Below are 21,490 nucleotides of genomic sequence, written 5' to 3' on the forward strand. Positions count from 1 at the left end.
CGGCGACGAGCCGCGCCGCCGCCGGGGAGCCCGTCAGACTTCTAGGCGACCCTGTTAGCCGTCCAGCGCTGTGTCGGCTGGCCGGTGTCGCACGCGGCGAGGACGAGCCTGACACCTCCGCCGGTGCCCGCGCCTTCGGACTGGACGCACCGGCCGGCCGCCACAGACCGGATCTGGTACGTCAGGCCGGAGATCGAGGGGAACGTCCACTGCTGGGCGGTGGTGCCGGTGCACGGCGTCTGCACGACCGGCGTGCCGGCCGCGGTCGCGCCGCCCAGCGGGGTCAGACACTTGAGGCTGAAGTTGCTGGCCACCGTGAATCCCGAGCCCGCCGAGGTCAGCTTCCACTGCTGGTTCTCCACGCCGTTCGCGGGCCACTGCTTGATCTCGGCGTTGTCGCTCTCGTTGAACGAGTACAGGTCCATCGCCAGATTGGGACCGGTGACGTCGACGAGGTCGTTGGTGAACATCATGACGGAGCCGGCCTCGATCTCGCCGGCCGGAGACGTGCTGCCGTTGGTCGTGACCGTCACCGGCTGCGAGTCCGCGGAGGTGCGCGTGACGCTCCCGTATGTGACGCGCTGGCGGACGGTGTAGGTCGCGGCGGTGTTCGCCGGCAGGCCGGTCACCCGCGCCGTGGTCTGCCAGCCGGGCACCGTCGCGACGACCGACCCGTTGCGCAGGATCTGGTAGTCGGAGGTGTATCCCGATCCCCTCGGGAGCATGCTCGGCAGGAAGCTGAACGCGATCGAGGCCCCCTCCACGTCGGTGGCCCGAAGCACCTGCGGTGGGAGTGCCGGGATCGTCGTCATGGCGGGCACCGTGGCGCCGGCCTGCAGGTAGAGGCTGTGCAGCGCGGCGTTGAAGTGGGTGGTCAGGTAGGAGCCCTGCGGGTTCACCGCGAAATAGTCGTCGCGGCCGCAGTCGAGCATGCGCACCGCCAGCGGGTCCGGGCACGCGATGGTCGCGGTGTCCTGGCACAGCGTCTCGTTGCCGTCGGTGCAGTGGTATCCGGGACCGTAGTGCGGCGCGCCGGACTGCACGCCTCCAAGGGCGTGCGCCAGCTCGTGCGTCAGCGTGTGCCCGTTGAAGCACGCCGGCTGGAAGGTGATCCAGAACGTCTTCGTGTTGTGCAGGTTCGACGTGCTGGGCGTGGTGTCGCCGTTCACGCCGTCGTTCTCCGTGCCCCCGCAGCCGGCCCGGTGGTTCTCGGCCACGATGACGTAGATCCGCTGCGGCGCGTTGTACCCCCAGCTCTTGAGCAGATTGAGGAGGCCGCCGCCGCTGGTGGTGCCGGCCGGCACCTCAGCCGAGTTGACGATCACGTGGCAGCCGGTGTCGCCGCCGAGGAACCTCAGCCAGCGCTGCGCCCCGTCCCGCCGGGCGCTGTCGTTGATGTTCTGCTGCGCGGTCCAGGCGGCCGCGCGGATGGCCGGCTCGCGCTCGGAGAACCGGTTCGTCCCCGGTTCGTAGGTGTACAGAAGGTGCACCCGGTTACCGCTCAGCCCGTCGCCTGTGCACTGGACGGGTGGCGCGCCCGCGGTGCCGCCCGGCACCGCCGCCGCTGGAGGCGCGGGCAGGCCCGCCAACCCCGCGACCGCGAGCGCGACGGCCACCAGCATGTGACGAATTCGCATGCCTTATCGCCCTTCTATGGGGATATATGCCACCGTCCCCGAACCATGTCTGCGGCCGATGACATTCCCCAGAAAACGGGAAATCTTTCTTGCTGAATCGCAGCCGCTTCGTCGAATTCCGGCTGCCTGGCCGGACTCCGCTCCGTGATCGCGCGCGTGCGTTCTTCCCGCGTACCGTACGGTTTCGCGGCGTGACCGGGCGCCGGACGAGTTCCACTGTCTCGTTGTCGGCATCGACCTGGATGTCGCACCCGACGACCTTCGCGCCTTCTCGCGCGAAGACCACGGGCGAGGCGGGCGATCCAGAACGACCGGGCAGGGCGCTGAGCGGCGCAATTCAGGCAGGACTTACAAGCCTCGCGACGGGTGTTTTCCTCCTGCGACAGTGAGCGAGCCCGAGTTCCCCTGAAGAAAGGACAGAAAGCCGCCGGCATCGGCATTTCGGGCCACTGCCCATGCGTGACGACGGGGAGAAAAACGAAAATGAGTAACTCGACGATGTGTCGCCGGCTGACGCTCAGTGCGATGGCGTTCCTGCTCCTGCTCGCCGGCCTGGCGGCGACGGCCCGCACGGCGCTCGCCTCCACCGCTGAGGCGGCCGTCACGACGGGGGCCGTCGCGTCGGCGCCGACCTCGGACAGGACCGCCCTGGTCGAGTACGTCAAGTGCCAGGAGAACAGTCCGGGTGTGTGGTTCACGGTGTGTGTGTCGTTCGAGGAGTACCTCGACCCAGACGTGTTCCGGATGACCACCACCGTCCACGGCCAGTCTCCGTACGGGCACTGGGAGTTCTTCGGCCCGCACGGCCACATCGCCGACAGCGGCAACGGTTACTTCTCCACGGGCCAGGGCTTCGGCTGGAACCAGTTCATGACCGGCGGCTGGGGCGAACGGTGGTGCGCCCGGTTCTGGGAACTGCGCAGCGGGTCCTACGTCCAGATAACACCGAACGTCTGCGTCACCCGATAACACCGAGCGCTCGCGATGGCAGGGCGTGAGCGGGCTTCGGCCCCCTCACGCCCTGCGATGCCGTTCAGACAGCGATCTTGCTGGTCGTGTCGTCCGCGGCCGGCCCGCGCCGCCCACGCCGCCTCGGACCTGACGCGGCGGGCGGCGCGCCGGCTACCACTCACCGCCCGGTGCGCCGACTCCTCTCCGCCGGCCGTGCTCGTGCTGCCGGTAGTTGGCCGCGAACGCGAGCGCGCCGAGGCCGAACAGGAAGATGATCGCTCCGGTGACCACGTTGTTCCAGATGGTCGCGGTGGTCGCCGGCTGTCCTCTGATCACCCACGGCGCGATGATCGCCCAGACGCCGAGCACCGGTGTCACCCAGCTCACGCCGTACGTCCGGCCGAACGCGGAGGCGCAGCTCAGCGCGAGCGCCGTGACGACCAGCCCGACGATCAGGTTGTTGACCGTCAGGCCGCCGAACCCGGTGAATCCCACGATCCACGGCGAGATGGCGAGGTAGAGGCCGGCGAGGAGCGTCACCGCGTCCATGACCTGCGCCGGGGCGGTCGATCCCGCCCGGTCGTACGTCTGGCGCAGCTCCGTGACGTCCGGGCGTCGAGCCAGACCTGGTTGCACCATGATGTGTCACCTCTTCTCCCAGGTGGCCGGGGGCCCGAGACCCCTCTCTTGCATCATGCAACCGGGGACGGCACGGAGGGGAGACCGCGAGACGCGCGGATTGCAGATGAAGTACATCTGTCAGGCAGATGGCGCCGCCGCCGTCAGGGCCTCCGCCGTGTTGACGATCGAGACGTGGCTGTAGGCCTGAGGGAAGTTGCCCACCTGGCGGCGGCGGGTGGGGTCGTACTCCTCCGCCAGCAGGCCGACGTCGTTGCGCAGGGACAGCAGCCGCTCGAACAGCGCCCGCGCCCGCCTGCGCCGGCCCAGCAGGGCGAGCGCGTGCGCGAGCCAGAAGGAGCAGGGGACGAAGACCCCCTCCCCGCCCGGCAGCCGGTCCACCCCGTCGGCCTCCGGCCGGTAGCGCAGCACGAATCCGTCCTCCGTGAGCTCGCGGCACACGGCGTCCACGGTCCCCGCCAGGCGGGGGTCGTCCAGCGGCAGGAAGCCGAGCCGGGGGATCAGCAGCAGCGCGGCGTCCAGCCCCCTGGAGCCGTAGAACTGGGTGAAGGTGTTGCGGCCGGGGTCGTACCCGTGGGCGCACACGTCCCGGTGGATCTCCTCCCGCAGGGCGCGCCAGCGGCCCACCGGGCCGTCGAGCCCCTGCCGCTCCACCGAGGCGACCATCCGGTCCGCGGCCACCCACGCGAGGACCTTCGCGTGCACGAACGGGCGGCGCGGCCCGCGCACCTCCCAGAGCCCGTTGCCCGGCTCGCGCCACGCGCCCTCCAGATAGTCCATGAACGCGCGCTGCAGGTCCCAGGCGTCCTCCTCCGGCCCCAGCCCCGCCTGTCTGGCCTGGTAGAGGCAGTCGATCACCTCGCCGTACACGTCGAGCTGGAACTGCCGGGCGGCGGCGTTGCCGACCCGCACCGGCCGGGACCCCTCGTATCCCGGCAGCCGGTCGAGGGTCCGCTCGGGCATCCGGCGGCCGCCGTCGATCGTGTACATGATCTGCAGGTCGGCCGGGTCTCCGGCGACGGCCCGCAGCAGCCAGTCACGCCAGGCGGTCGCCTCCTCGGAGTACCCCGCCCCGATGAGCGCCTGGAGGGTGAACGCGGCGTCCCGCAGCCAGCTGTAGCGGTAGTCCCAGTTGCGGGAGCCTCCGATCAGCTCCGGCAGGGACGTGGTGGGCGCCGCGACGATGCCGCCGGTCGGGGCGTAGGTGAGGGCCTTGAGCGTGACGAGGCTGCCGGACACCGCCTCGGCGTACTCACCCCGGTGACGGCACCGGCCGAGCCACTCCCGCCACATGCGCTCGGTGTTCGCCAGCTCCTCGGCGGCCTCCAGCCGGTGCGGGCGGCTCCGCCACGACTCCTGCCAGGTGAGCACGAACGGCACCCGCTCCCCCGCCGCGACGGTGAACGAGGCGGTCGCGGCGCGCGGGCGCGACTCCTGCGTCAGCGGCACGGGAGACTGCAGCCACGCGGCGTTCGGGCCGGCGATCACGGCCAGTTCGCCGCCGCGCTCGCGCGTCCAGGGCACCACCTCGCCGTAGTCAAAGCGCAGCAGCAGTTCCGTACGCATCTCCACCCGGCCGCGCACGCCCTCCACGATCCGGACGACGTCGGGTGCCTCCTGGCGCGGCGGCATGAAGTCGAGGACCCGGGCGCACCCGCCGGGCGCGTCCCAGGTCGTCTCCAGCACCAGCGTGCCGTCGCGGTAGCGGCGCCCGGCGCAGGTGCCTCCCGCGGCGGGCGCCAGCAGCCAGTGCCCGGCCCGGTGCCCGCCCAGCAGGGCCGCGAAGCAGGCGCCGGAGTCGAAGCGGGGCAGGCACAGCCAGTCGACCGAGCCGTTCCGGCCCACCAGGGCGGCCGTGTGCATGTCGCCGACGAGCGCGTAGTCCTCGATCCGCATGGCGCCTCCCCTCACCCGTACGGCCGGGGCCGTACGGGTGAGGGGAGGCGGCGGCGGCCGCGGCACACACGTACCCCGGCCTATCTCCGCGAATCGGGCTTATCGCCGCCCGAAGACGTACCGCTCGACGTACTCGTTGGCGAAGACGCCCTGGGGGTCGTAATGCCGTGCCAGGGCGGCGAAGTCGTCCATGCGCTCGTAGCGGGAGCGCAGGACGTCCGGCGGGAGGGTGAAGAGCTTCCCCCAGTGGGGTCGCGCCCCGAACGGCGCCAGGCGCTCCTCGATCGCGGTCAGCACCGGCGTCACGGCAGCCGGGTCCTTGACCCAGGTGAAGTGGAAGGCCACGGTGTCGCGCCCCTGGCTCGGGCTCAGCCAGAGGTCGTCCGCGGCGATGCTGCGGATCTCGGAGATCTGCAGGACCGGGGCGATGCGGTCGCCGATCGCGCCGAGCGCCCGGAACGCCTCGGCCGCGTGCTGCCGGGGCACCATGTACTCCGCCTGGAGCTCCTCGCCGCTGCTCGGGGTGAAGTCGGGCCGGAAGTGCGGCAGGCGCTCGAACCAGGGGCCGGGCGTCCCCATCTGGGTCGTGCAGTGCACCGGGGACACGCCGGGCACGGGGTGGCGCGGGCCGTCGGCCGGGGCCGCCCCGAAGAAGCCGTCCGGCTCCGCGTCGCCGAGGCCGCCGGAGGCGGGGGCGAGGCGTTCCTTGACCCAGACCTGGTTGACGCGCGAGGTCCGCCAGTCGGTGAACAGGCTCACGCTGTAGGCGGCGGACATGACGGCGTCGAACCGGTCGTCGAGCACCTCCGCCGGAAGCCCTTCGTACACGCGCTGCCGGACCTCGAACGCCGGCAGGAGATCGAGCGTCAGGGCGACGACGGCGCCGAGCGCGCCGAGCGACACGACGGCGCCCCCGAACCGGTCGCCGTCCGCGTCCCGGCTCAGCGTGACGAGGTCGCCCTCGGCCGTCACCATCTCGACCGCGCGCACCGACGTCGCGAGCCCGCCGTTGCCGTCGCCCGAGCCGTGGGTGCCGGTCGCGCAGGAGCCCGCGACCGAGATGTGCGGCAGGGACGCGAGGTTGGGCAGGGCGTAGCCCTTCTCGTGCAGGCGCCGCCCGAGTTCGCCGTACCGCACGCTCGCGGCGACCCGGACGGCCGCCGACGCGGAGTCGATGTCGATCTCGGGGGGCAGGCCGTCCAGCGAGACGAGCGCGCCCGGTGAGTCGGCGATGTGGTTGAAGGAGTGGCCGCTGCCGAGGACGCGGACCTTCCCGCTCCGGGCGACCAGCCCGCGCAGTTCCTCCAGCGAGGAGGGCCGGTCGGTCCGCCCGGCCGTGAAGGTGATGTTGCCCGCCCAGTTCGTCACGTCTTGAGTCACTCAACGAGTTTTACCGGAACATCACCCGCGCGCCGGGCCCGGCGTGGCTCCGTACGGCTCAGACGGACGGCTCAGACGGACGGCTCAGACGGACGGTTCAGACGGACGGTTCAGACGGGACGGCCGGGGAGGCCGGCGAGGTACCAGTCGACGAGCTTGATCCTCTCGTCGGCCTGCCTGGCCTCCACCTCGGCCTGGGTCCGCGGCGCGCCCAGCAGCACGTCGTCGCCGGGCCGCCAGTTGGCCGGGCAGGAGACGCCGTCGCGGTCGGCCGTCTGCAGCGCCTCGACGAGCCGGAGGATCTCGGGGACCATGCGCCCCGCGTTCATCGGGTAGTAGAGGATCGCGCGGACGACCGACTCGGGGTCGATGACGAAGACCGCCCGGACCGCCGCCGTGGCCGACGCGTTCGGATGGAGCATGCCGTACGCGCGGGAGACGTGGGTGCCGGCGTCGGCGATGACCGGGAACGGCACCCGCACGCCGAGCCTCTCCTCGATCGCCCGGGTCCAGGCGAGGTGGCTGTGCACGGAGTCGACCGAGATGCCGAGCAGGGCGACGCCGCGGGCCGCGAACTCCTCGGCGAGTTCGCTGAAGGCGACGAACTCGGTGGTGCACACCGGGGTGAAGTCGGCGGGATGGCTGAACAGCACCAGCCACCGCCCCGCGTAGTCGGCGAGCCGGACCGGCCCGTGCGTGCTGTCGGCCTCGAAGCCGGGGGCCCTGTCGCCGATGAGCGGCAGCCGGGTGGCCGGCTCCGCGGCAGCGGTCATGACGTGCTCCTCTCCTCACTGCGCCCGTACCCGCGATGACCGGTCACGACGACGGGCCGTTCGCCCCGGTTCGGTAATCGCCCGCGGCGGCGTCGCGACAGCCGCCGCGCCCGGGGAATGAACCTCGCGAAGGGGGCGCCATGCGGACGACCATGCCGGGGACCGGGATCAGCCATCCGCTGTTCGCGCGCTTCTACATCTGGTTCAGCCAGGTGCTCGACCGGCGGGGCCTCGCCGGGCAGCGGGAGGCGCTGCTGGCCGGGCTGTCGGGCCGGGTGATCGAGGTCGGCGCCGGCAACGGGCTGAACTTCGGCCACTATCCGCCGTCCGTGACCGGTGTGCTGGCCGTCGAGCCGGAGCCGGTGCTGCGGGCGGCCGCCCGCCGCGCCGCCCGGGCGGCCCCCGCGCGGATCGAGGTCGCGGGCGGCCTGGCCGAACGGCTCCCGGCCGCCGACGGGGAGTTCGACGCGGCGGTGGTCACGTTCGTGCTGTGCTCGCTGCCCGACCCCGGCGCCGGGCTGCGGGAGATACGCCGGGTGCTCGCGCCGGGCGGACGGCTGCGCTTCCTCGAACACGTCCGTGCCGGGAGTCCCGGCTGGGCCCGCGCCCAGGACCTGATGGACGCGACGGTGTGGCCGCGCCTGACCGGCGGCTGCCACACGGGCCGGGACAGCGTGGCGGCGATCGAGGCGGCGGGTTTCACCGTCGAGTCCCTGGACCGGTTCGTCTTCGCCTGCGGCGTGCGCAACCCGATCTCCTTCTGCGTACGCGGTGTGGCCCGCCGCTGAGCAGCGCCCGTTGAACCGTGCTCGTTGAACCGTGCCCGCTGAACCGCGCCCGCTGAACGGCGCCCGTCCCGGCGGACCGGCGCGGTCCGGCGGAGGTGTGGTCAGTCCGCGCTCGGCTGTGGTTGCCGGGCCGCCGTCTCGGGCAGGGCGGTCCCGGCCTCGTACCGGCGGAAGGCCGGGACGGCGAACCCCGCGACCAGCACGAGGAGGGCGCACACGAGACCGCCGCCCGCCCAGGAGGGCACCAGCCCGAAGGCGTCCGCGGTGGCGCCCGCCCGCAGGTCGCCGAGGCGCGGGCCGCCCGCCACCACGACCATGAACACGCCCTGCAGCCGCCCGCGCATCTCGTCCGGCGCGTACGTCTGCAGGATCGTCTGCCGCCACACGGCGGAGGCGAGGTCGATCGCGCCGCCCACGGCCAGCAGCGCGACGACCAGCCACAGCGGCTGCGCCAGCGCCGCCGCGGAGACCGTGACCCCCCACAGGGCGATCACGAGCGTGAGCGCCACCCCCTGCCGGCGTACGCGGCCGATCCAGCCCGACAGCAGCCCGGCGACGACCGCCCCGATGGCGATGCTCGCCGACAGCCAGCCGAACGCCACAGCCGACCCGCCGAAGCGCTCCGCCGTCATCTCGGGGAACAGCGCCCGCGGCATCGCGAAGGCCATCGCGATGATGTCCACCACGAACGACATCAGCACGACCGGCCGGCTCACGACGTAGGCGAGCCCGTCGGCGACCGACCGCAGGCCCGGCCGGGAGATCTCGCCGAGGGGCGCGAGCGACGGCAGCCGTACGGCGGCGTAGAAGCCCGCGCCGAACAGGACGGCGTCGATGAGGTACGCCAGCGCGTAGCCGCCCCGGGCGAGCACCACCCCGGCCAGCAGCGGCCCCACCACCGTGCCGATGCTGCTGACCAGGAAGTTGAGGGTGTTGGCCGCGGCGACCCGCTCGGTGGGGACGATCCGGGGGATGATCGCGCCGCGCGTCGCCGAGGTGACGGCGAAGCCGATCGACTGCAGGGCGATCACCGCGAGGATGAGGTGCACGCTGCCCAGCCCCGACCAGGCGTGCAGCAGCAGGGCGAGGGTCGACGTCCAGGCCACGACCGACCCGGCGAGCAGCAGCCGCCGGCGGTCCATCGCGTCGGCAACCGCGCCGCCCCACAGGCCGAAGACGACCAGCGGGACGAGGCTCACCGGGCCGAGCATCCCCACCCAGAGCGACGACCGGGTGATGCTGTAGACCTGGCCGCTCACGGCCACGGCGGTGAGCTGGAAGCCGACGAACGACACGCCCTGGCCCACCAGCAGCCGCCGGTACGCCGGGATGGCCAGGGGCCGGGTGTCGAGTGCGACGCGCTTCAGAACTGCCTGAACCCCCGACACCCTTTACCTCACCGATCTGGGCAAATCAGCCAATTCGCGTACTTTACCCTGATCGTGTTACCGCGCCCCTCCGGGGTGGGCCCGGCGGTGGCGAGGTCGGTCGTACCCGAAACCTCAGTCGTAGCCGAAAGCACGGGGCAGCGGCTCGTCGCGGAACAACCGGGCGGGGACGGCGTCCGCGAGCGCCTGGTAACCGGCCGGGTTCAGGTGCAGGCCGTCGCCCACGTCGTACGCAGGGAGCAGCCGCCGGGGAGCGGCCGGGTCGCGGGCGGCGCGGTCGAAGTCGATCACGGCGTCGAAACGGCCGCTCGCCCGGATCCACTCGTTGACCGCCTGCCGGGACCGCTCCCGCAATCCGCCCGGGTCGTCGTAGGCGTCGTTGCCGCCGAACGGCGTCAGCGTCGCGCCGTACACCCGGACGCCCCGGGCGTGCGCGCGGCGGACGACCTGGTCGTAAGCGGCGACGAGGTCCTCGGCCACCTGCTTCTGGGCCGCCTCCGTCGCCTCGGCCGTGCCGACGTCGTTGACCCCCTCGAAGAGCACCAGCCAGCGCACCCCGCTCTGCGCGAGCACGTCGCGGTCGAGCCGGGCCAGGACGTTCGGGCCCAGGCCGTCGTCGAGCACCCGGTTGCCGCCGGCCCCCTGGTTGACGATCGCCACCCCCGAGGTCGCGCGCCGGGCGTGCAGGCGGTCGGCCAGCCGGTCCGGCCAGCGGTCGTTCATGTTGGTGGTCGAGCCCCTGCCGTCGGTCAGCGAGTCGCCCACCACGACGGCCGCGGCGACCGAGGGCCTGGCCCACACCTCCACGCCACTGAGGAGGTACCAGTGATCGACGGCCGCCGCACCGGGCAGATCGGCGGCCTCGGTGTGGTCCCCGGCCAGCAGGTACGACGTGGTCCTGGAGCCCGGGTGCGAGGTGACGGCGGCGGAGCGCTGCCCGTCGGCCAGATGGACGGTCACCGAGAGGACGGACCGGGGCGCCAGGTCGAAGCTCAGCGGGTCGGAGACCGCCTGCGCCCCGGCCGGGACCACGACGGACGGACGGCCGTGGAAGGTCACCTGCCGCGAGGTCTCCGGCCGGATCTCCGCCGCCCCCGCCCGCCCGCCACCGGGAAGTGCGACCGCGACCCTGGTGAGAGGCAGCGCGGCGCCGCCGAAGGCGTTGGAGAACCGCAGCCGCATCCGCCGCCCGCCCACGGAGACCCGCAGGGTCTGGCGCAGCGTGCTGCCCGCGAAGACGAGGCCTTCCCCGGCGAACGGCGCGGGCGGCATGTTCTCCGGCTCCGTGAGCTGCGGCATCGAGGCCCAGGTGACGACCCAGTGACCGTCCGGCCCGCGCGCCGCCAGAGCTGCGCGCCGCCGGGTGGATCTTGACGCGTTGCGGATCATCTGCCTATGGTCCCGTCCAGCCAGGCCTTCGATCCACCCCGGGCGCACTCCCGGCACAACGGAGCACGGAAGGGCGAACCCTACATATGCGGACGTACCGGAATCCTGTGATCGGCGGGTTCCATCCCGACCCGAGCGTCTGCCGGGTGGGTGAGGACTACTACCTGGTCTGCTCCAGCTTCGAGTACTTCCCGGGTGTGCCGATCTTCCACAGCCGTGACCTGGTCCACTGGCGGCAGATCGGCAACGTGCTCGACCGGCCGTCCCAGCTTCACCTGCCGCCCGGGACCCTCGCCTCCGGCGGGATCTTCGCCCCGACCATCCGGCACCACGACGGCCTGTTCTACATGATCACAACGAACGTGAGCGACGACCGCGGCCACTTCCTGGTGACCGCGGAGCGCCCCGAGGGCCCGTGGTCGGACCCGGTCTGGATCGACCTGCCCCGGGTCGATCCCAGCCTGGCCTGGGACGAGGAGGGCCACTGCTGGCTCACGACCTCCGGCCCCCGGCTGGCGCGGATCGACCCGGCGTCCGGCGAGGTCCTGGAGGGCCCGGTCGACATCTGGGCGGGCACCGGCGGCAAGTACCCCGAGGCGCCCCACCTGTTCCAGACCGGCGGGTGGTGGTACCTGCTGCTGTCGGAGGGCGGCACCGAACGCGGCCACGCCGTCTCCATCGCCCGCGCCCGCTCCCCTCGCGGGCCGTTCGAGCCCGGCCCGGTCAACCCGATCCTGACCCACCGCGGCACGTCCCGCCCGATCCAGAGCACCGGCCACGCGGACCTGGTGTGCGCCCCGGACGGCACCTGGTGGATGATCCTGCTCGGGGCCCGCCCCCGCGGCTACTCCCCCGAGTTCCAGGTGCTCGGCCGGGAGACCTTCCTCGTCCCGGTGGAGTGGGTGGACGGCTGGCCGGTCGTGGGACCGGTCGAGGAGCGTCACCCCGCCCCCGCCGCCTGGCATCCGCTCCCCCCGCCCCCGGTCCGCGACGACTTCGACGCCCCCGTTCCGGCGCCCTGCTGGATCTCGGTGCGCTCCCGCCCCGACGACTCCTGGTCGCTGACCGAGCGCCCCGGCCGGCTGACGCTGCACGCCACCGGTCCCACCCTGGACCGTCCCGGCCACACGTTCTTCGGGCGGCGCCAGCAGCACCACGACTGCCGCGTCAGCGCCCGTCTCGACCCCGATCCCGGCCGGGCCGGGCTGTCCGTACGGCTCGACGAGGCCCACCACTACGACCTCGAGGTGTCCGGCGGAGAGGCGTCCGTGATCGCCAGGATCGGCCCGCTGCGCCAGGTCGTGGCGCGTCGCCCGGTGGCTCCTGGACCGCTCACCCTCACGGTCCACTGCCGTACGGCCGATCCGCTGCCGCCGTCCGTGACCAGTGCCGCCGAGGCCGGCGCCGGGCCGGTCGGCGTGGGCGCCCGCGGGCCGGACACGATCGCCTTTTCGGCGGACGGCGTCCTGCTCGCCGAACTGGACGGCCGCTACCTGTCCACGGAGGTGGCGACCGGCTTCACCGGACGGGTCATCGGCATGTACGTGACCGAGGGCAGCGCGGCCTTCGACTGGTTCGACTACGAGGGCACCGACGACGAACCGGTCGTCCCGGTTGCCTGACGAACCGGTCGAACGCGCCGCGGAGAACGCCGGCTCTCCGCCTCGCCTGCCTTCGCCGGTGGAGGAACTGATCGATCCCCGCCTCGGAGCGCGAGGCGTTCGCCTGCTGCTGAAGCGCGACGATCTCATCGATCCCGAGATCCCCGGCAACAAATGGCGGAAGCTGAAGTACAACATCCAGGCCGCCCGGCGGTCCGGGCACGGGAGGATCCTGACGTTCGGGGGCGCCTATTCCAACCACATCAGGGCGACGGCCGCGGCCGGCGCCCTTTTCGGTCTGCGGACCGTGGGCGTCATCCGCGGCGAAGAACACCTCCCCCTCAATCCCACGCTCTCCTACGCGGTGGAACAGGGAATGAGCCTGGCCTACATGGACCGCCGGACATATCGCAGAAAAATGGAAAGCGATGTGATAGAGGCTCTCCACCGCCGATTCGGCGACTTCTACCTCGTTCCCGAGGGCGGAAGCAACGGACTCGCGGTGCGGGGATGCGCCGAGATCCCGGACGAGATCACGCACCACTTCGATCTCATCTGCTGCCCCTGCGGGACGGGCGGCACACTCGCGGGCATCGCCGCCGGCCTGCACGGCGACCAGGAGGCGATCGGCTTCTCTGTGCTCAAGGGAGCCGGCTGGCTGAACGACGAGATCCGGCGCCTTCAGGAAGACGCTCACGGCGCCCCACGCGGCAGATGGCACGTGAACCTGGACTATCACTTCGGCGGATACGCGAAGACGAAGCCGGAACTGCTGTCCTTCGTCGAGGACTTCGACAAGCGGCACGGGTTGCGCCTGGACCGGCTCTACACCGGCAAGATGATGTACGGCATCTTCGATCTGGCCGGGAAGCGCACGTTCCCTCCCGGAACCACGATCGTCGCGGTCATCACCGGCCCCATCTGATACTCGAACTCCCTCACTTGCCACTCTCGTCGCCGTGTGCGTTTCGCCGACCGGGTGGCACGGAGGCAAAACGTGGCGCACAGTGAAGGTGTCCCAGGCAGAATTGATCAAAAGGGGGAAGAAGCGTGGGCAATGACGAGGACAAGAAGCCGCCGAAGCATGCGGGGCCACAGAAGCAGGACAAGCCGTTCATTCCGGAGAAGCCAACGAAGGAAAGCGGGGACGGTCAGAGGAAAGGCGGAGGGACTCGGGGCAAGTGAATCTCCGCGGACGTATCGACGCGCTCGCTGACGCGCTGGCGGCCAATGGAGAGCTCACCGATGAGGGATGGCGCGCGGCGCTGCACGCCGTGCCGCGTCATCTGTTCGTCCCGGCGGTGGCCTGGGCGGAGCCGTACGCGGGGCCGGGCTACCGTATCGATCGGGACACCGATCCGGATGCCTGGTGGGATGCGGTGTACGCCGACCACCCGATCATCACCCAGCTCGACGACGGAGCGACCGATGTGGGCGGCGGGGAGGGTGTGTACTCGTCCTCACTGTCGGCTCCCGGGGTTGTCGTGGACTTCCTCGAACTGCTGAGCCCCTATGCCGGTGACCGCGTCCTGGAGATCGGCACGGGAACCGGGTGGACGGCCGGGCTGCTGTCCCATCGCCTGGGTGAAGTGAACGTGGTCAGCGTCGAGATCGATCCGGCGGTGCACGAGGCGGCGGCGGCGAGCCTCAAGCAGGCCGGTTTCGGCCCGCGACTGGTACTGGGAGACGGCGCGGACGGCTGGGCGGAGCAGGCTCCGTACGACCGGGTTCATGTCACCTGCGGCGTGCGGGAGGTGCCGTATGCGTGGGTGGAGCAGACCCGCCCTGGCGGAGCGATCGTGCTGCCCTGGATGCCGGGGTTCGAGCCGGGCCACAAGCTGTGGCTGACAGCCGGACGGGACGGCACGGCGACCGGCCGGTTCGCCGGGGGCGCGCACTACATGATGATGCGGGCTCAGCGCGTTCCCGCTCCGCCGGAGCATGAGGGCGGGTATGGCAGGCGCGCGGCGACGGTGGATCCCCGCCGAGTGCTGCGGGCGGGGTTGGGGGCCGATGTCGCGATTGCGGGACTTCTGCCCGATGTCTCGGTGAGTCTCGGCACGGGCGAGGCGTTCGAGATCTGGTTGTGGGCCGGTCGGTCCGGGGCCTGGATCACGGGATCGGAGGTCCGGCAGTTCGGTGAGCGCAATCTGTGGGACGAGGTCGAAGAGGCGTTCTTCCGCTGGGTTGAGTGGGGAAGCCCCGGCCGGGACCGGTTCGGGCTGACCGTCACCCCGGATGGCCAGCACATCTGGCTGGACCGGCCGGACAACGTGATCCGCTGACCGGTGGCGGTGCCGGTATTCCGGATTATCTGACGGACTGGTCAAAGTCCCCGTGAGCGTCCCTATGATGGTCGAAGATCGAGACGCTTGGGGGCAGAGCGTGCACGACGAGCAGGCACCGGACTGGGTGATCGACCCCTCCACGCCGAGCGTGGCCCGGATGTACGACTACTACCTCGGTGGCAAGGACAACTTCGCCTCCGACCGCGAGGCGGCCGAGAAGATCATCGAGATCCTGCCGAACGCCCGCGACGTGGCCCGGGCCAACCGCGCCTTCCTCGTACGGGCCGTACGGCACCTCGCGGGGGCGGGCATCCGGCAGTTCCTCGACGTCGGCACCGGTCTCCCGACGCAGGAGAACGTCCACCAGGTGGCGCAGGCCGTCGCACCGGACTCCCGGGTCGTCTACGTCGACAACGATCCGATCGTGCTCGTCCACGCCCGTGCCCTGCTCGCCGACAACCCCCGGTCCATCGTGGTCGCCGGGGACATGCGCGAGCCCAAGGCGGTGCTCACCCATCCGGCGGTCCTCCGCCACCTCGACTTCAGCCGGCCGGTCGCGTTGATCATGCTCGCCGTCCTCCACTTCGTCGTCGACGACGCGGAGGCGGCGCGCATCGTCGGCACGTTCCGCGCGCTCGCCCCGGGGAGCCACCTGGTGATCTCCCACGGCACGCCCGGCGACCTCGACGAGGACGCGGTCAGGCGAAGCCGGGACGTCTACTCCGCCACCACCAGCGGAGGCGCCGTGCCGCGCACCACGGCCGAGGTGCGGGACCTGTTCGACGGCCTGCGCCTGCTGGAGCCCGGCGTCGTGCCGCTGGAGGAGTGGCGCCCCGAGCCGCCGGAGACGATTCTGGAGCGCAGGCACGGAGCCGGCATCGTGGGCGGCGTCGCCGTGATCCCCTGACCGGGGACCCGCGGTCCGCCCCGGCCGTACGGTCGCTTCGTGGTCACTCCGCGGTGAGGACGAGGATCAGGCCGTGGACGGAGGCGTCGTTCTCGTGGAGCGGCGTCACCGTGATCGACAGCCTCGCGGTGCGGCCCCGGCGGTTGACCGCGTCGATGCTCATCGTGGGGGGCTGCGGCCCGCCGGGCGGGCCGCCGTCCAGCATCCGCCGCAGGCCGGGCAGCAACGTCTCGACCGGCAGCCCTATGTCGAGTGTGTGCAGGGCGTGGCCGGCCGCCTCCTCAGGGCGCAGCCCCCACAGCTCCTGCGCCCCGGAGCTCCACAGCAGCACCCGCAGGTCCCGGTCGAGCACGATCACGGCGTCCCCCAGTGAGCGCACCACCGAGCCGACGAAGCGGTTGGCCCGGTCGAACTGCACCGTCCGGGCGTTGAGCATGTCGTTGATCTGCTGGAGCTCGTCGTTGCTCGACTGGAGCTCCTCGTTCATCGTCTCCAGCTCTTCGTTCGTGGACTGGAGCTCCTCGTTGGTCGTCTCCAGTTCCTCGTTGGTGGGCTGGAGCTCCTCGTCCTCGTACGCGTGCTCCAGCTCCTTGTTGGTCTGCTCCAGCTCGTCACGGAGCCTCCGGTTGCGGGTGACGTCGTGGAAGTTGACCGTGGCCCCGATGAGCTCGCCGGTCGTGTCGATGAGCGGGACGACGACGATGTCGAAGACGCCCGGCTCCTGCGCGCCAGGGCGGTTCCAGGCGACGTCCTGCAGTTCGACCGTACGCAGGTCGAGCTCGGCCTGTTCGATGACCGACCTCAGCTCGACCGGGCGGTAGGACACCTCCAGGTCCTGGAACGGGCGCCCCAGATCGCGGGCCTGGAGGCCGAAGAGCACCTCGGCGCGGGTGTTGATCAGGGCGAGCGCGCCCGACGCGTCCAGCGTGAGCTGGGCGACCGGCCCGGAGGCGTTGGCCGCGCTGTGGAGCCGAGCCAGGCGCGTCTGCGACTCCGGCTGCGCGGAATGGTCCCAGCCCAGCCGGGTCGCGGCCGGAGGCTGCGGCCGCTTCCTGAACAGGCGCATGCGGAGATCGACGGGATCGAACCTGTCGCTGTGGTTCAGCAGCATCTCGGCCTTGCCCAGGAAGAGGTAGCCGGGGTCGCAGAGCGCGAAGTGGAACCTGCGGACGACGTCGATCTGGGTCTCTCCGTTGAAGTACATCAGGGTGTTGCGGGCGAGCAGGATGTCCACCCGCGAGATCGGGGCGTCCCTGGTGAGGTCGTTGCGCCCGAAGATGAGCTGGCGGCGCAGGTCCCGCCGGAAGGCCGACCCGTCCTGGACCGGCTCGAAGTACTTTTCCCTGAACTCCGGCGGCACGCCGGCCATCTGACGCTCGCCGTACACCGCCACGCGTGCCGCGTGGAGGGCCTTCTCGTCGACGTCCGTGCCGTAGATCTTCACCCGGTCCCGGAACTCGTCGAAGCCGAGCTCCTCCGCCAGCAGTATGGCCAGGCTGTACGCCTCCTCGCCGCTGGCGCACCCGGCGCTCCAGGCCCGGATCGCCCGGCCGCCCTTGGCCGCGAGGATCGGGGGGATCGCCCGCTCCCGCAGCACCTGCCAGGCGGCCGGGTCGCGGAAGAACCCGGTGACGTTGATGAGCAGGCTGTCGAACAGGGTGGTGAACTCCGCCGGCTCCAGCTCCAGGTAGTCGCGGTACTCCTCCACGCTCTCCAGCTTGAGCGCCTGCAGCCGCCGGCCGACGCGGCGCCTGAGCGTGGTGCGCTTGTACCCGGTGAAGTCGAACCCCCGGGTCTCCTTGAGCATCAGCAGGAGGTCGTCGAACTCCCGCTCCTCGCCGGTGTGCATGGCGTCCCCGCTACCGCCGCCGGTCGCCCTCGGTGACCGCGACCGGAGCCTCCCAGCCGCTCTGGCTCTGCAGGCGGCGCAGCGCCTTCACGGTGTCCCGGTCCTGCTCGACCTGCCTCCGCAGCCACCGCGCCGTCACCGTCTCCCCGTGCCGCTGTGCCGTGGACAGCATCCGCGTCATCAGGTGCTGCCGTTCCTCCAGCCGCAGGATGGTCACCCAGAAGGCCCGCTCGACGGCCTCGCCCTGGCCGTCGATCATGCTCTCCAGGGACCAGGCGTGCCCCACGACGCACTGGTAGTGCCCGTTGGGGGGAGGTGGGCACCTCGTACAGCGGGCCGTTGCAGTCGGGGCAGGTCAGGGCGCTCAGGTCGCCGGGCGGCCGGGGCAGCGCCCCGGCCGAGTAGAACGGCGACAGCTCCCGTTCGAGCTCTCGGTCCACCGCCTCCCCCTTCACCTCGCGGGCACCGTCGCTCTGCCGGACGATCCACTCCGCGATGTCCGCCAGGCCGGCCACCATCGGCCGCGCCGTCGCGGCGATGGCCGCGCGCGGCATTCCGTCGAACGGGCTCTCCTCGGGGTCCTGCACCGCGACCAGGCCGCCCCGGCTCTCCACCTGCGCGCACCCCCGGGCGCCGTCGTCGAGCGTGCCGCTGAGGACGACGGCGAGGGTACGCGGCCCGGCTCAGCAGGTGGAGATCGGGCGGGGCCACGTACACGTGCCCGTGCCGCAGCGGCTCGCCGTCCTGTGCGGCGGCGGCCTTCAGCGGTCCCGACCGGTCGAGGATGCCCGGGAGAGCGCTGCCCGCCCGCGGCGAGATGTGCAGGACGACCAGGACGGCCGCCCTCAGATCGCCGGGCAGGCCGCCGAGCAGCGACCTCAGGGCCTCGACTCCGCCGGCCGAGGCGGCCACCACGACGACGTCCCGCGGGGAAAAGAGGCCTGACATGGAGCTCTGCATCCTGCTCTGGCCGGAGGGACTGCCCGGACGCCCCACCGTGGTGCGCGCCGCCCCGGCCGTACCGGCGCAGGGGCCGCGACTGGTGCTGCTGCGCGGCTCCTCGATGGACCTCCTCCCGCCCGCTCCGGGCGCGGAGACGACCGCCACGAGGACGCCGGCCTCCGCTGACCGGGAGCGCCGGGCGGCGCTGCTGGATCAGTCGCGGCGGTTGCGCGCGGAGACCGCGGCCCGGAGGGAGACCCTGTGCGAGCGGGCGCGGTCGATGTGCGCGAACCTCGCGGCCGCGCACGAACGGCTGGCCGCCATCCACCAGGCGCTGCGTGATCGGCACCGCGGCGCCCTGACCTGCGACGGAGTCTCCCACCGGATGAAGGCGGCGGGCGTCCGCCGGCAGGCCGAGGTCTTCTCCCGGAGGTGACCGCTCCTCAGAGCTGTCTGGTCATGAACACGCTGAGCGGATCGGGGCGGTAGTCGCCGAAAGGCTCGCAGTAGGTGAACCCGAACTTCTCGTACAGCTTCCTGGCGGGCAGGAAGTGCTCCTCCGCGCCGGTCTCCAGGCTCAGCCGGGTGAAGCCCATCCGCCCGGCCTCGGCGAGGATGTGCCGCAGCAGCAGGGACGCGATCCCCGCGCGCTTGCGCGCCGCCGCCGTCCGCATCGACTTCAGCTCGGCGTGGGAGTCGTCCAGCCTCTTGATCGCCCCGCAGCCCACCACGGCGCCGCCGTCCATCACCGACCAGAACGTGACCTCCGGACGGCGCAGGCCGTCGAGGTCCAGGGCGTGCTTGCTCTCCGGGGGCGTGATGGACCGCATCTCCCGCAGGTGCTCCTCGAGGAACTCGGCGATCTCCGGCCCGGACAGGTCGTCCTCGACGATTCTCATCGCACTCGCTCACCTAGATCGTGTCTGACGGGTCGTGTCTGACGGATCATGCCCGACGGGACACCAGGATGCCATCCCGCCCGCCCGGCTCAGCCCAGCGGCGCGACGGCGAACTCCCGCATGCCCTCGGCGAATCCGACGCGGGCGCGGAAACCCAGCTCCGCCCTCGCCCGGCCGGGCGAGGCGACGATGTGCCGCACGTCGCCGAGGCGGTACTCCCCCGTCACGACCGGGCGCGGCCCGCCCCGCCGCGCGGCCAGTTCCGCGGCCATCTCCCCCACCGTGTGCGGCTGTCCGCTCGCCACGTTGTACGCGGACAGGGCGCCCTCCCGCCCCGCGGCGAGCGCCGCCAGGTTGGCCCGCGCGACGTCCCGGACGTGGACGAAGTCGCGCCGTTGCCCGCCGTCCTCGAAGACGCGCGGGGCCCGCCCCGCCTCCAGCGCCGACCGGAAGATCGCCGCGACCCCCGAGTACGGCGTGTCCCTGGGCATCCGGGGGCCGTACACGTTGTGGTACCGCAGGGCGACGGCGACGCCGCCGGTCTCCCTGGCCCAGTTGGCGGCGAGATGCTCCTGCGCCAGCTTCGTGGTGGCGTAGGCGTTGCGGGGATCGGCGGGCGCGTCCTCGCCGATGACCGCCGGCGTGAGCGGCGAGGCGCAGCCGGGGCAGCGCGGCTCGAAGATCCCCCGGTCGAGGTCCTCGGCGGCCCGGGGGCGGGGCCGGACCGGCCCGTGCTCGCCGCACTCGTAGGCGCCCTCCCCGTAGACCACCATGGACGACGCCAGCACCAGGCGGCCGACGCCGTGCCGTGCCATCGCCGCCAGCAGCACGGCCGTGCCGTGCACGTTCACCGAGGCGTAGTCCGGCAGGTCCGCCACGTCGACGCCGAGGCCGACCTTGGCCGCCTGGTGGACCACCGCGTCCACGCCCGGCAGCAGGCGGTCGGCGGTCGTCCCGTCGCGCACGTCTCCGCGCTCGACGCCACCCGCCCGCAGGTCGAGGCCGGCCACCTCGTGCCCGGCCGCCGTCAGCGCCTCGGCGACGTGACTTCCGATGAACCCGGCCGAGCCGGTCAGCAGCACCTTCACGGGCCGAGGGTAGACCGTCGGGGCCGCGCGGGCCCCGCTCCGGGCACGACCGTTCGCGACCCGTAAGATCTCCCGCCCGGTCCTGCCGTCAGGAGAAGTAGTGGCCCTTGCCGAGGTCGTCGAGGAGCCCGGGCTGCACCGGCCGCCAGCCGAGCAGGTCGCGGGTCACCGCGCTCGACGCCGGGCTGTCGGCCCCGACGACACCGCCCAGCCAGCCGAAGTGCGCGCTCGCCTCCTCCGGGGCGACCGAGACCACCGGCAGGTCCAGGTGGTGGCCGATCACCTCGGCGACGGCCCGGATCGGCACGCCCTCCTCGGCGACGGCGTGCAGCACCGACCCCGCCGGGGCCTTCTCCAGCGCCAGGCGGAACAGGTGCGCGGCGTCGAGCCGGTGCGTGGCGGGCCAGCGGTTGGACCCGTCGCCGACGTGGCCGGAGACGCCCTTCTGACGGGCGATGCCGACCAGGACCGCCATGAAGCCGGGGTCCCCCTCACCGTGCACCGTCGGAGGAAGGCGCACGACCGACGACCGTACGCCGTGGGAGGCCAGGGAGAGCGTCAGCAGCGCCGTCCCCATCCGCCCCCGGAGGCCGCCGCCCGGAAGCGCGGCGGCGCCCGGCTCGTTCCCCCGCCCTCCGGCTCCGTCCCGTTCGGTCGCGACGCCTCCCGGCGCGACGCCGAGCGTCCCCGACGCGATCACCAGTGGCCGTCCGGAGCCCTTGAGCGCGTCTCCGAGCGCCTCCACGGCGCGCCGGTCCGCGTCGGCGGCCTCCTCGAAGCCGCCCGAGAAGGCGATGTCGTGCTTGAACGCGAGGTGGATCACACCGTCCGACTCGGCGGCCCCGGCCCGCAGGATGTCGAGATCGTCGAGCGTGCCGCGGCGCACCTGCGCCCCGGCCCGGGCGAGGGCGCCGGCCGAGGCGTCCGACCGGGCCAGCCCGGTGACCTGGTGACCCGCGCCGACGAGCTCGGGCACGACGGCGGAGCCGATCCAGCCCGACGCCCCGGTGACGAAAACGCGCATGAGAGAACCTCCCGACGGAGTGACCGTCCTCGGCGCACGGACGCGCACGAG

The 21,490-nt window shown here is 72.3% G+C and carries 19 protein-coding genes and 1 pseudogene; 7 read left to right on the forward strand and 13 right to left on the reverse strand.

Annotation, left to right across the window (positions count from 1 at the left end; translation table 11 throughout):
* Positions 1–41 precede the first annotated feature (41 nt).
* On the reverse strand, positions 42–1,637 hold the full coding sequence (locus HHX37_RS05610; RefSeq protein WP_182884731.1) for an RICIN domain-containing protein: 1,596 nt from the start codon (positions 1,635–1,637) through the stop codon (positions 42–44).
* A 525-nt stretch (positions 1,638–2,162) separates the two neighbouring features.
* Here HHX37_RS05610 and HHX37_RS05615 point away from each other — a divergent pair.
* Positions 2,163–2,606 (forward strand): hypothetical protein, encoded by a 444-nt coding sequence (locus HHX37_RS05615; RefSeq protein ID WP_182884732.1) that lies wholly within the window; start codon positions 2,163–2,165, stop codon positions 2,604–2,606.
* Between the two features lie 153 nt (positions 2,607–2,759).
* Here the strand turns inward: HHX37_RS05615 and HHX37_RS05620 are convergent, their stop codons facing one another.
* From HHX37_RS05620 to HHX37_RS05635, 4 genes are all read right to left on the reverse strand, one after another.
* Complete coding sequence (locus HHX37_RS05620; protein ID WP_111699795.1) at positions 2,760–3,227, reverse strand: SPW repeat protein; 468 nt, start codon at positions 3,225–3,227, stop codon at positions 2,760–2,762.
* Positions 3,228–3,347: 120 nt separating this feature from the next.
* Positions 3,348–5,123 (reverse strand): glycoside hydrolase family 15 protein, encoded by a 1,776-nt coding sequence (locus tag HHX37_RS05625; RefSeq protein ID WP_182884733.1) that lies wholly within the window; start codon positions 5,121–5,123, stop codon positions 3,348–3,350.
* Between the two features lie 99 nt (positions 5,124–5,222).
* Complete coding sequence (locus HHX37_RS05630; RefSeq protein ID WP_182884734.1) at positions 5,223–6,503, reverse strand: D-arabinono-1,4-lactone oxidase; 1,281 nt, start codon at positions 6,501–6,503, stop codon at positions 5,223–5,225.
* Between the two features lie 110 nt (positions 6,504–6,613).
* On the reverse strand, positions 6,614–7,276 hold the full coding sequence (locus HHX37_RS05635; RefSeq protein ID WP_182884735.1) for a peroxiredoxin: 663 nt from the start codon (positions 7,274–7,276) through the stop codon (positions 6,614–6,616).
* Between the two features lie 140 nt (positions 7,277–7,416).
* Here HHX37_RS05635 and HHX37_RS05640 point away from each other — a divergent pair, with 140 nt between their 5' ends.
* A complete protein-coding gene (locus HHX37_RS05640; protein ID WP_259406249.1) occupies positions 7,417–8,064 on the forward strand; it encodes a class I SAM-dependent methyltransferase in 648 nt (215 codons plus the stop codon).
* A 101-nt stretch (positions 8,065–8,165) separates the two neighbouring features.
* Here HHX37_RS05640 and HHX37_RS05645 read toward each other — a convergent pair whose 3' ends face one another.
* Both HHX37_RS05645 and HHX37_RS05650 read right to left on the reverse strand, forming a co-directional pair.
* The gene (locus HHX37_RS05645; RefSeq protein ID WP_182884736.1) at positions 8,166–9,452 is read right to left on the reverse strand and encodes an MFS transporter; all 1,287 of its coding nucleotides are present in this window, start codon (positions 9,450–9,452) and stop codon (positions 8,166–8,168) included.
* 114 nt (positions 9,453–9,566) lie between these two features.
* On the reverse strand, positions 9,567–10,841 hold the full coding sequence (locus HHX37_RS05650) for an SGNH/GDSL hydrolase family protein (protein ID WP_182884737.1): 1,275 nt from the start codon (positions 10,839–10,841) through the stop codon (positions 9,567–9,569).
* A 107-nt stretch (positions 10,842–10,948) separates the two neighbouring features.
* Here HHX37_RS05650 and HHX37_RS05655 point away from each other — a divergent pair, with 107 nt between their 5' ends.
* The 4 genes from HHX37_RS05655 (at position 10,949) to HHX37_RS05670 (ending at position 15,637) form a co-directional block, all read left to right on the forward strand.
* Positions 10,949–12,463: a glycoside hydrolase family 43 protein gene (locus tag HHX37_RS05655; RefSeq protein ID WP_310740272.1), complete on the forward strand. Its 1,515-nt coding sequence runs from the start codon at positions 10,949–10,951 to the stop codon at positions 12,461–12,463.
* A gap of 58 nt (positions 12,464–12,521) precedes the next feature.
* Complete coding sequence (locus HHX37_RS05660) at positions 12,522–13,367, forward strand: 1-aminocyclopropane-1-carboxylate deaminase/D-cysteine desulfhydrase (protein ID WP_310740273.1); 846 nt, start codon at positions 12,522–12,524, stop codon at positions 13,365–13,367.
* A gap of 256 nt (positions 13,368–13,623) precedes the next feature.
* Positions 13,624–14,727 (forward strand): methyltransferase domain-containing protein, encoded by a 1,104-nt coding sequence (locus HHX37_RS05665; protein ID WP_182884740.1) that lies wholly within the window; start codon positions 13,624–13,626, stop codon positions 14,725–14,727.
* Between the two features lie 100 nt (positions 14,728–14,827).
* Entirely contained in the window at positions 14,828–15,637 is an 810-nt protein-coding gene (locus tag HHX37_RS05670; protein ID WP_310740274.1) for an SAM-dependent methyltransferase, read from the forward strand.
* Positions 15,638–15,680: 43 nt separating this feature from the next.
* On the opposite strand, the gene HHX37_RS05675 is transcribed toward HHX37_RS05670, so the two are convergent.
* From HHX37_RS05675 to HHX37_RS38115, 3 genes and pseudogenes are all read right to left on the reverse strand, one after another.
* Positions 15,681–17,486, reverse strand: a complete 1,806-nt coding sequence (locus tag HHX37_RS05675; protein ID WP_182884742.1) for a CheR family methyltransferase — start codon at positions 17,484–17,486, stop codon at positions 15,681–15,683.
* Between the two features lie 10 nt (positions 17,487–17,496).
* On the reverse strand, positions 17,497–17,772 hold the full coding sequence (locus tag HHX37_RS05680; RefSeq protein WP_182884743.1) for a hypothetical protein: 276 nt from the start codon (positions 17,770–17,772) through the stop codon (positions 17,497–17,499).
* A 259-nt stretch (positions 17,773–18,031) separates the two neighbouring features.
* Positions 18,032–18,446: pseudogene (locus HHX37_RS38115) on the reverse strand (chemotaxis protein CheB); the annotation flags it as partial.
* Between HHX37_RS38115 and HHX37_RS05690 the strand changes: the two are divergent.
* Positions 18,433–18,864 carry a hypothetical protein gene (locus tag HHX37_RS05690; RefSeq protein ID WP_182884745.1) on the forward strand — a complete coding sequence of 144 codons (432 nt, stop codon included), beginning with the start codon at positions 18,433–18,435 and terminating at the stop codon, positions 18,862–18,864. The pseudogene HHX37_RS38115 and the gene HHX37_RS05690 overlap by 14 nt on opposite strands.
* 7 nt (positions 18,865–18,871) lie before the next feature.
* Here the strand turns inward: HHX37_RS05690 and HHX37_RS05695 are convergent, their stop codons facing one another.
* The 3 genes from HHX37_RS05695 to HHX37_RS05705 form a co-directional block, all read right to left on the reverse strand.
* Entirely contained in the window at positions 18,872–19,327 is a 456-nt protein-coding gene (locus HHX37_RS05695) for a GNAT family N-acetyltransferase (RefSeq protein ID WP_182880290.1), read from the reverse strand.
* Between the two features lie 89 nt (positions 19,328–19,416).
* Positions 19,417–20,415, reverse strand: a complete 999-nt coding sequence (locus HHX37_RS05700; protein ID WP_182884746.1) for an NAD-dependent epimerase/dehydratase family protein — start codon at positions 20,413–20,415, stop codon at positions 19,417–19,419.
* 88 nt (positions 20,416–20,503) lie between these two features.
* On the reverse strand, positions 20,504–21,439 hold the full coding sequence (locus tag HHX37_RS05705; protein ID WP_182880288.1) for an SDR family oxidoreductase: 936 nt from the start codon (positions 21,437–21,439) through the stop codon (positions 20,504–20,506).
* Between the last annotated feature and the right edge of the window lie 51 nt (positions 21,440–21,490).

The sequence above is a fragment of the Microbispora sp. H10885 genome (assembly GCF_014161415.1).
Lineage (GTDB): Bacteria > Actinomycetota > Actinomycetes > Streptosporangiales > Streptosporangiaceae > Microbispora > Microbispora triticiradicis.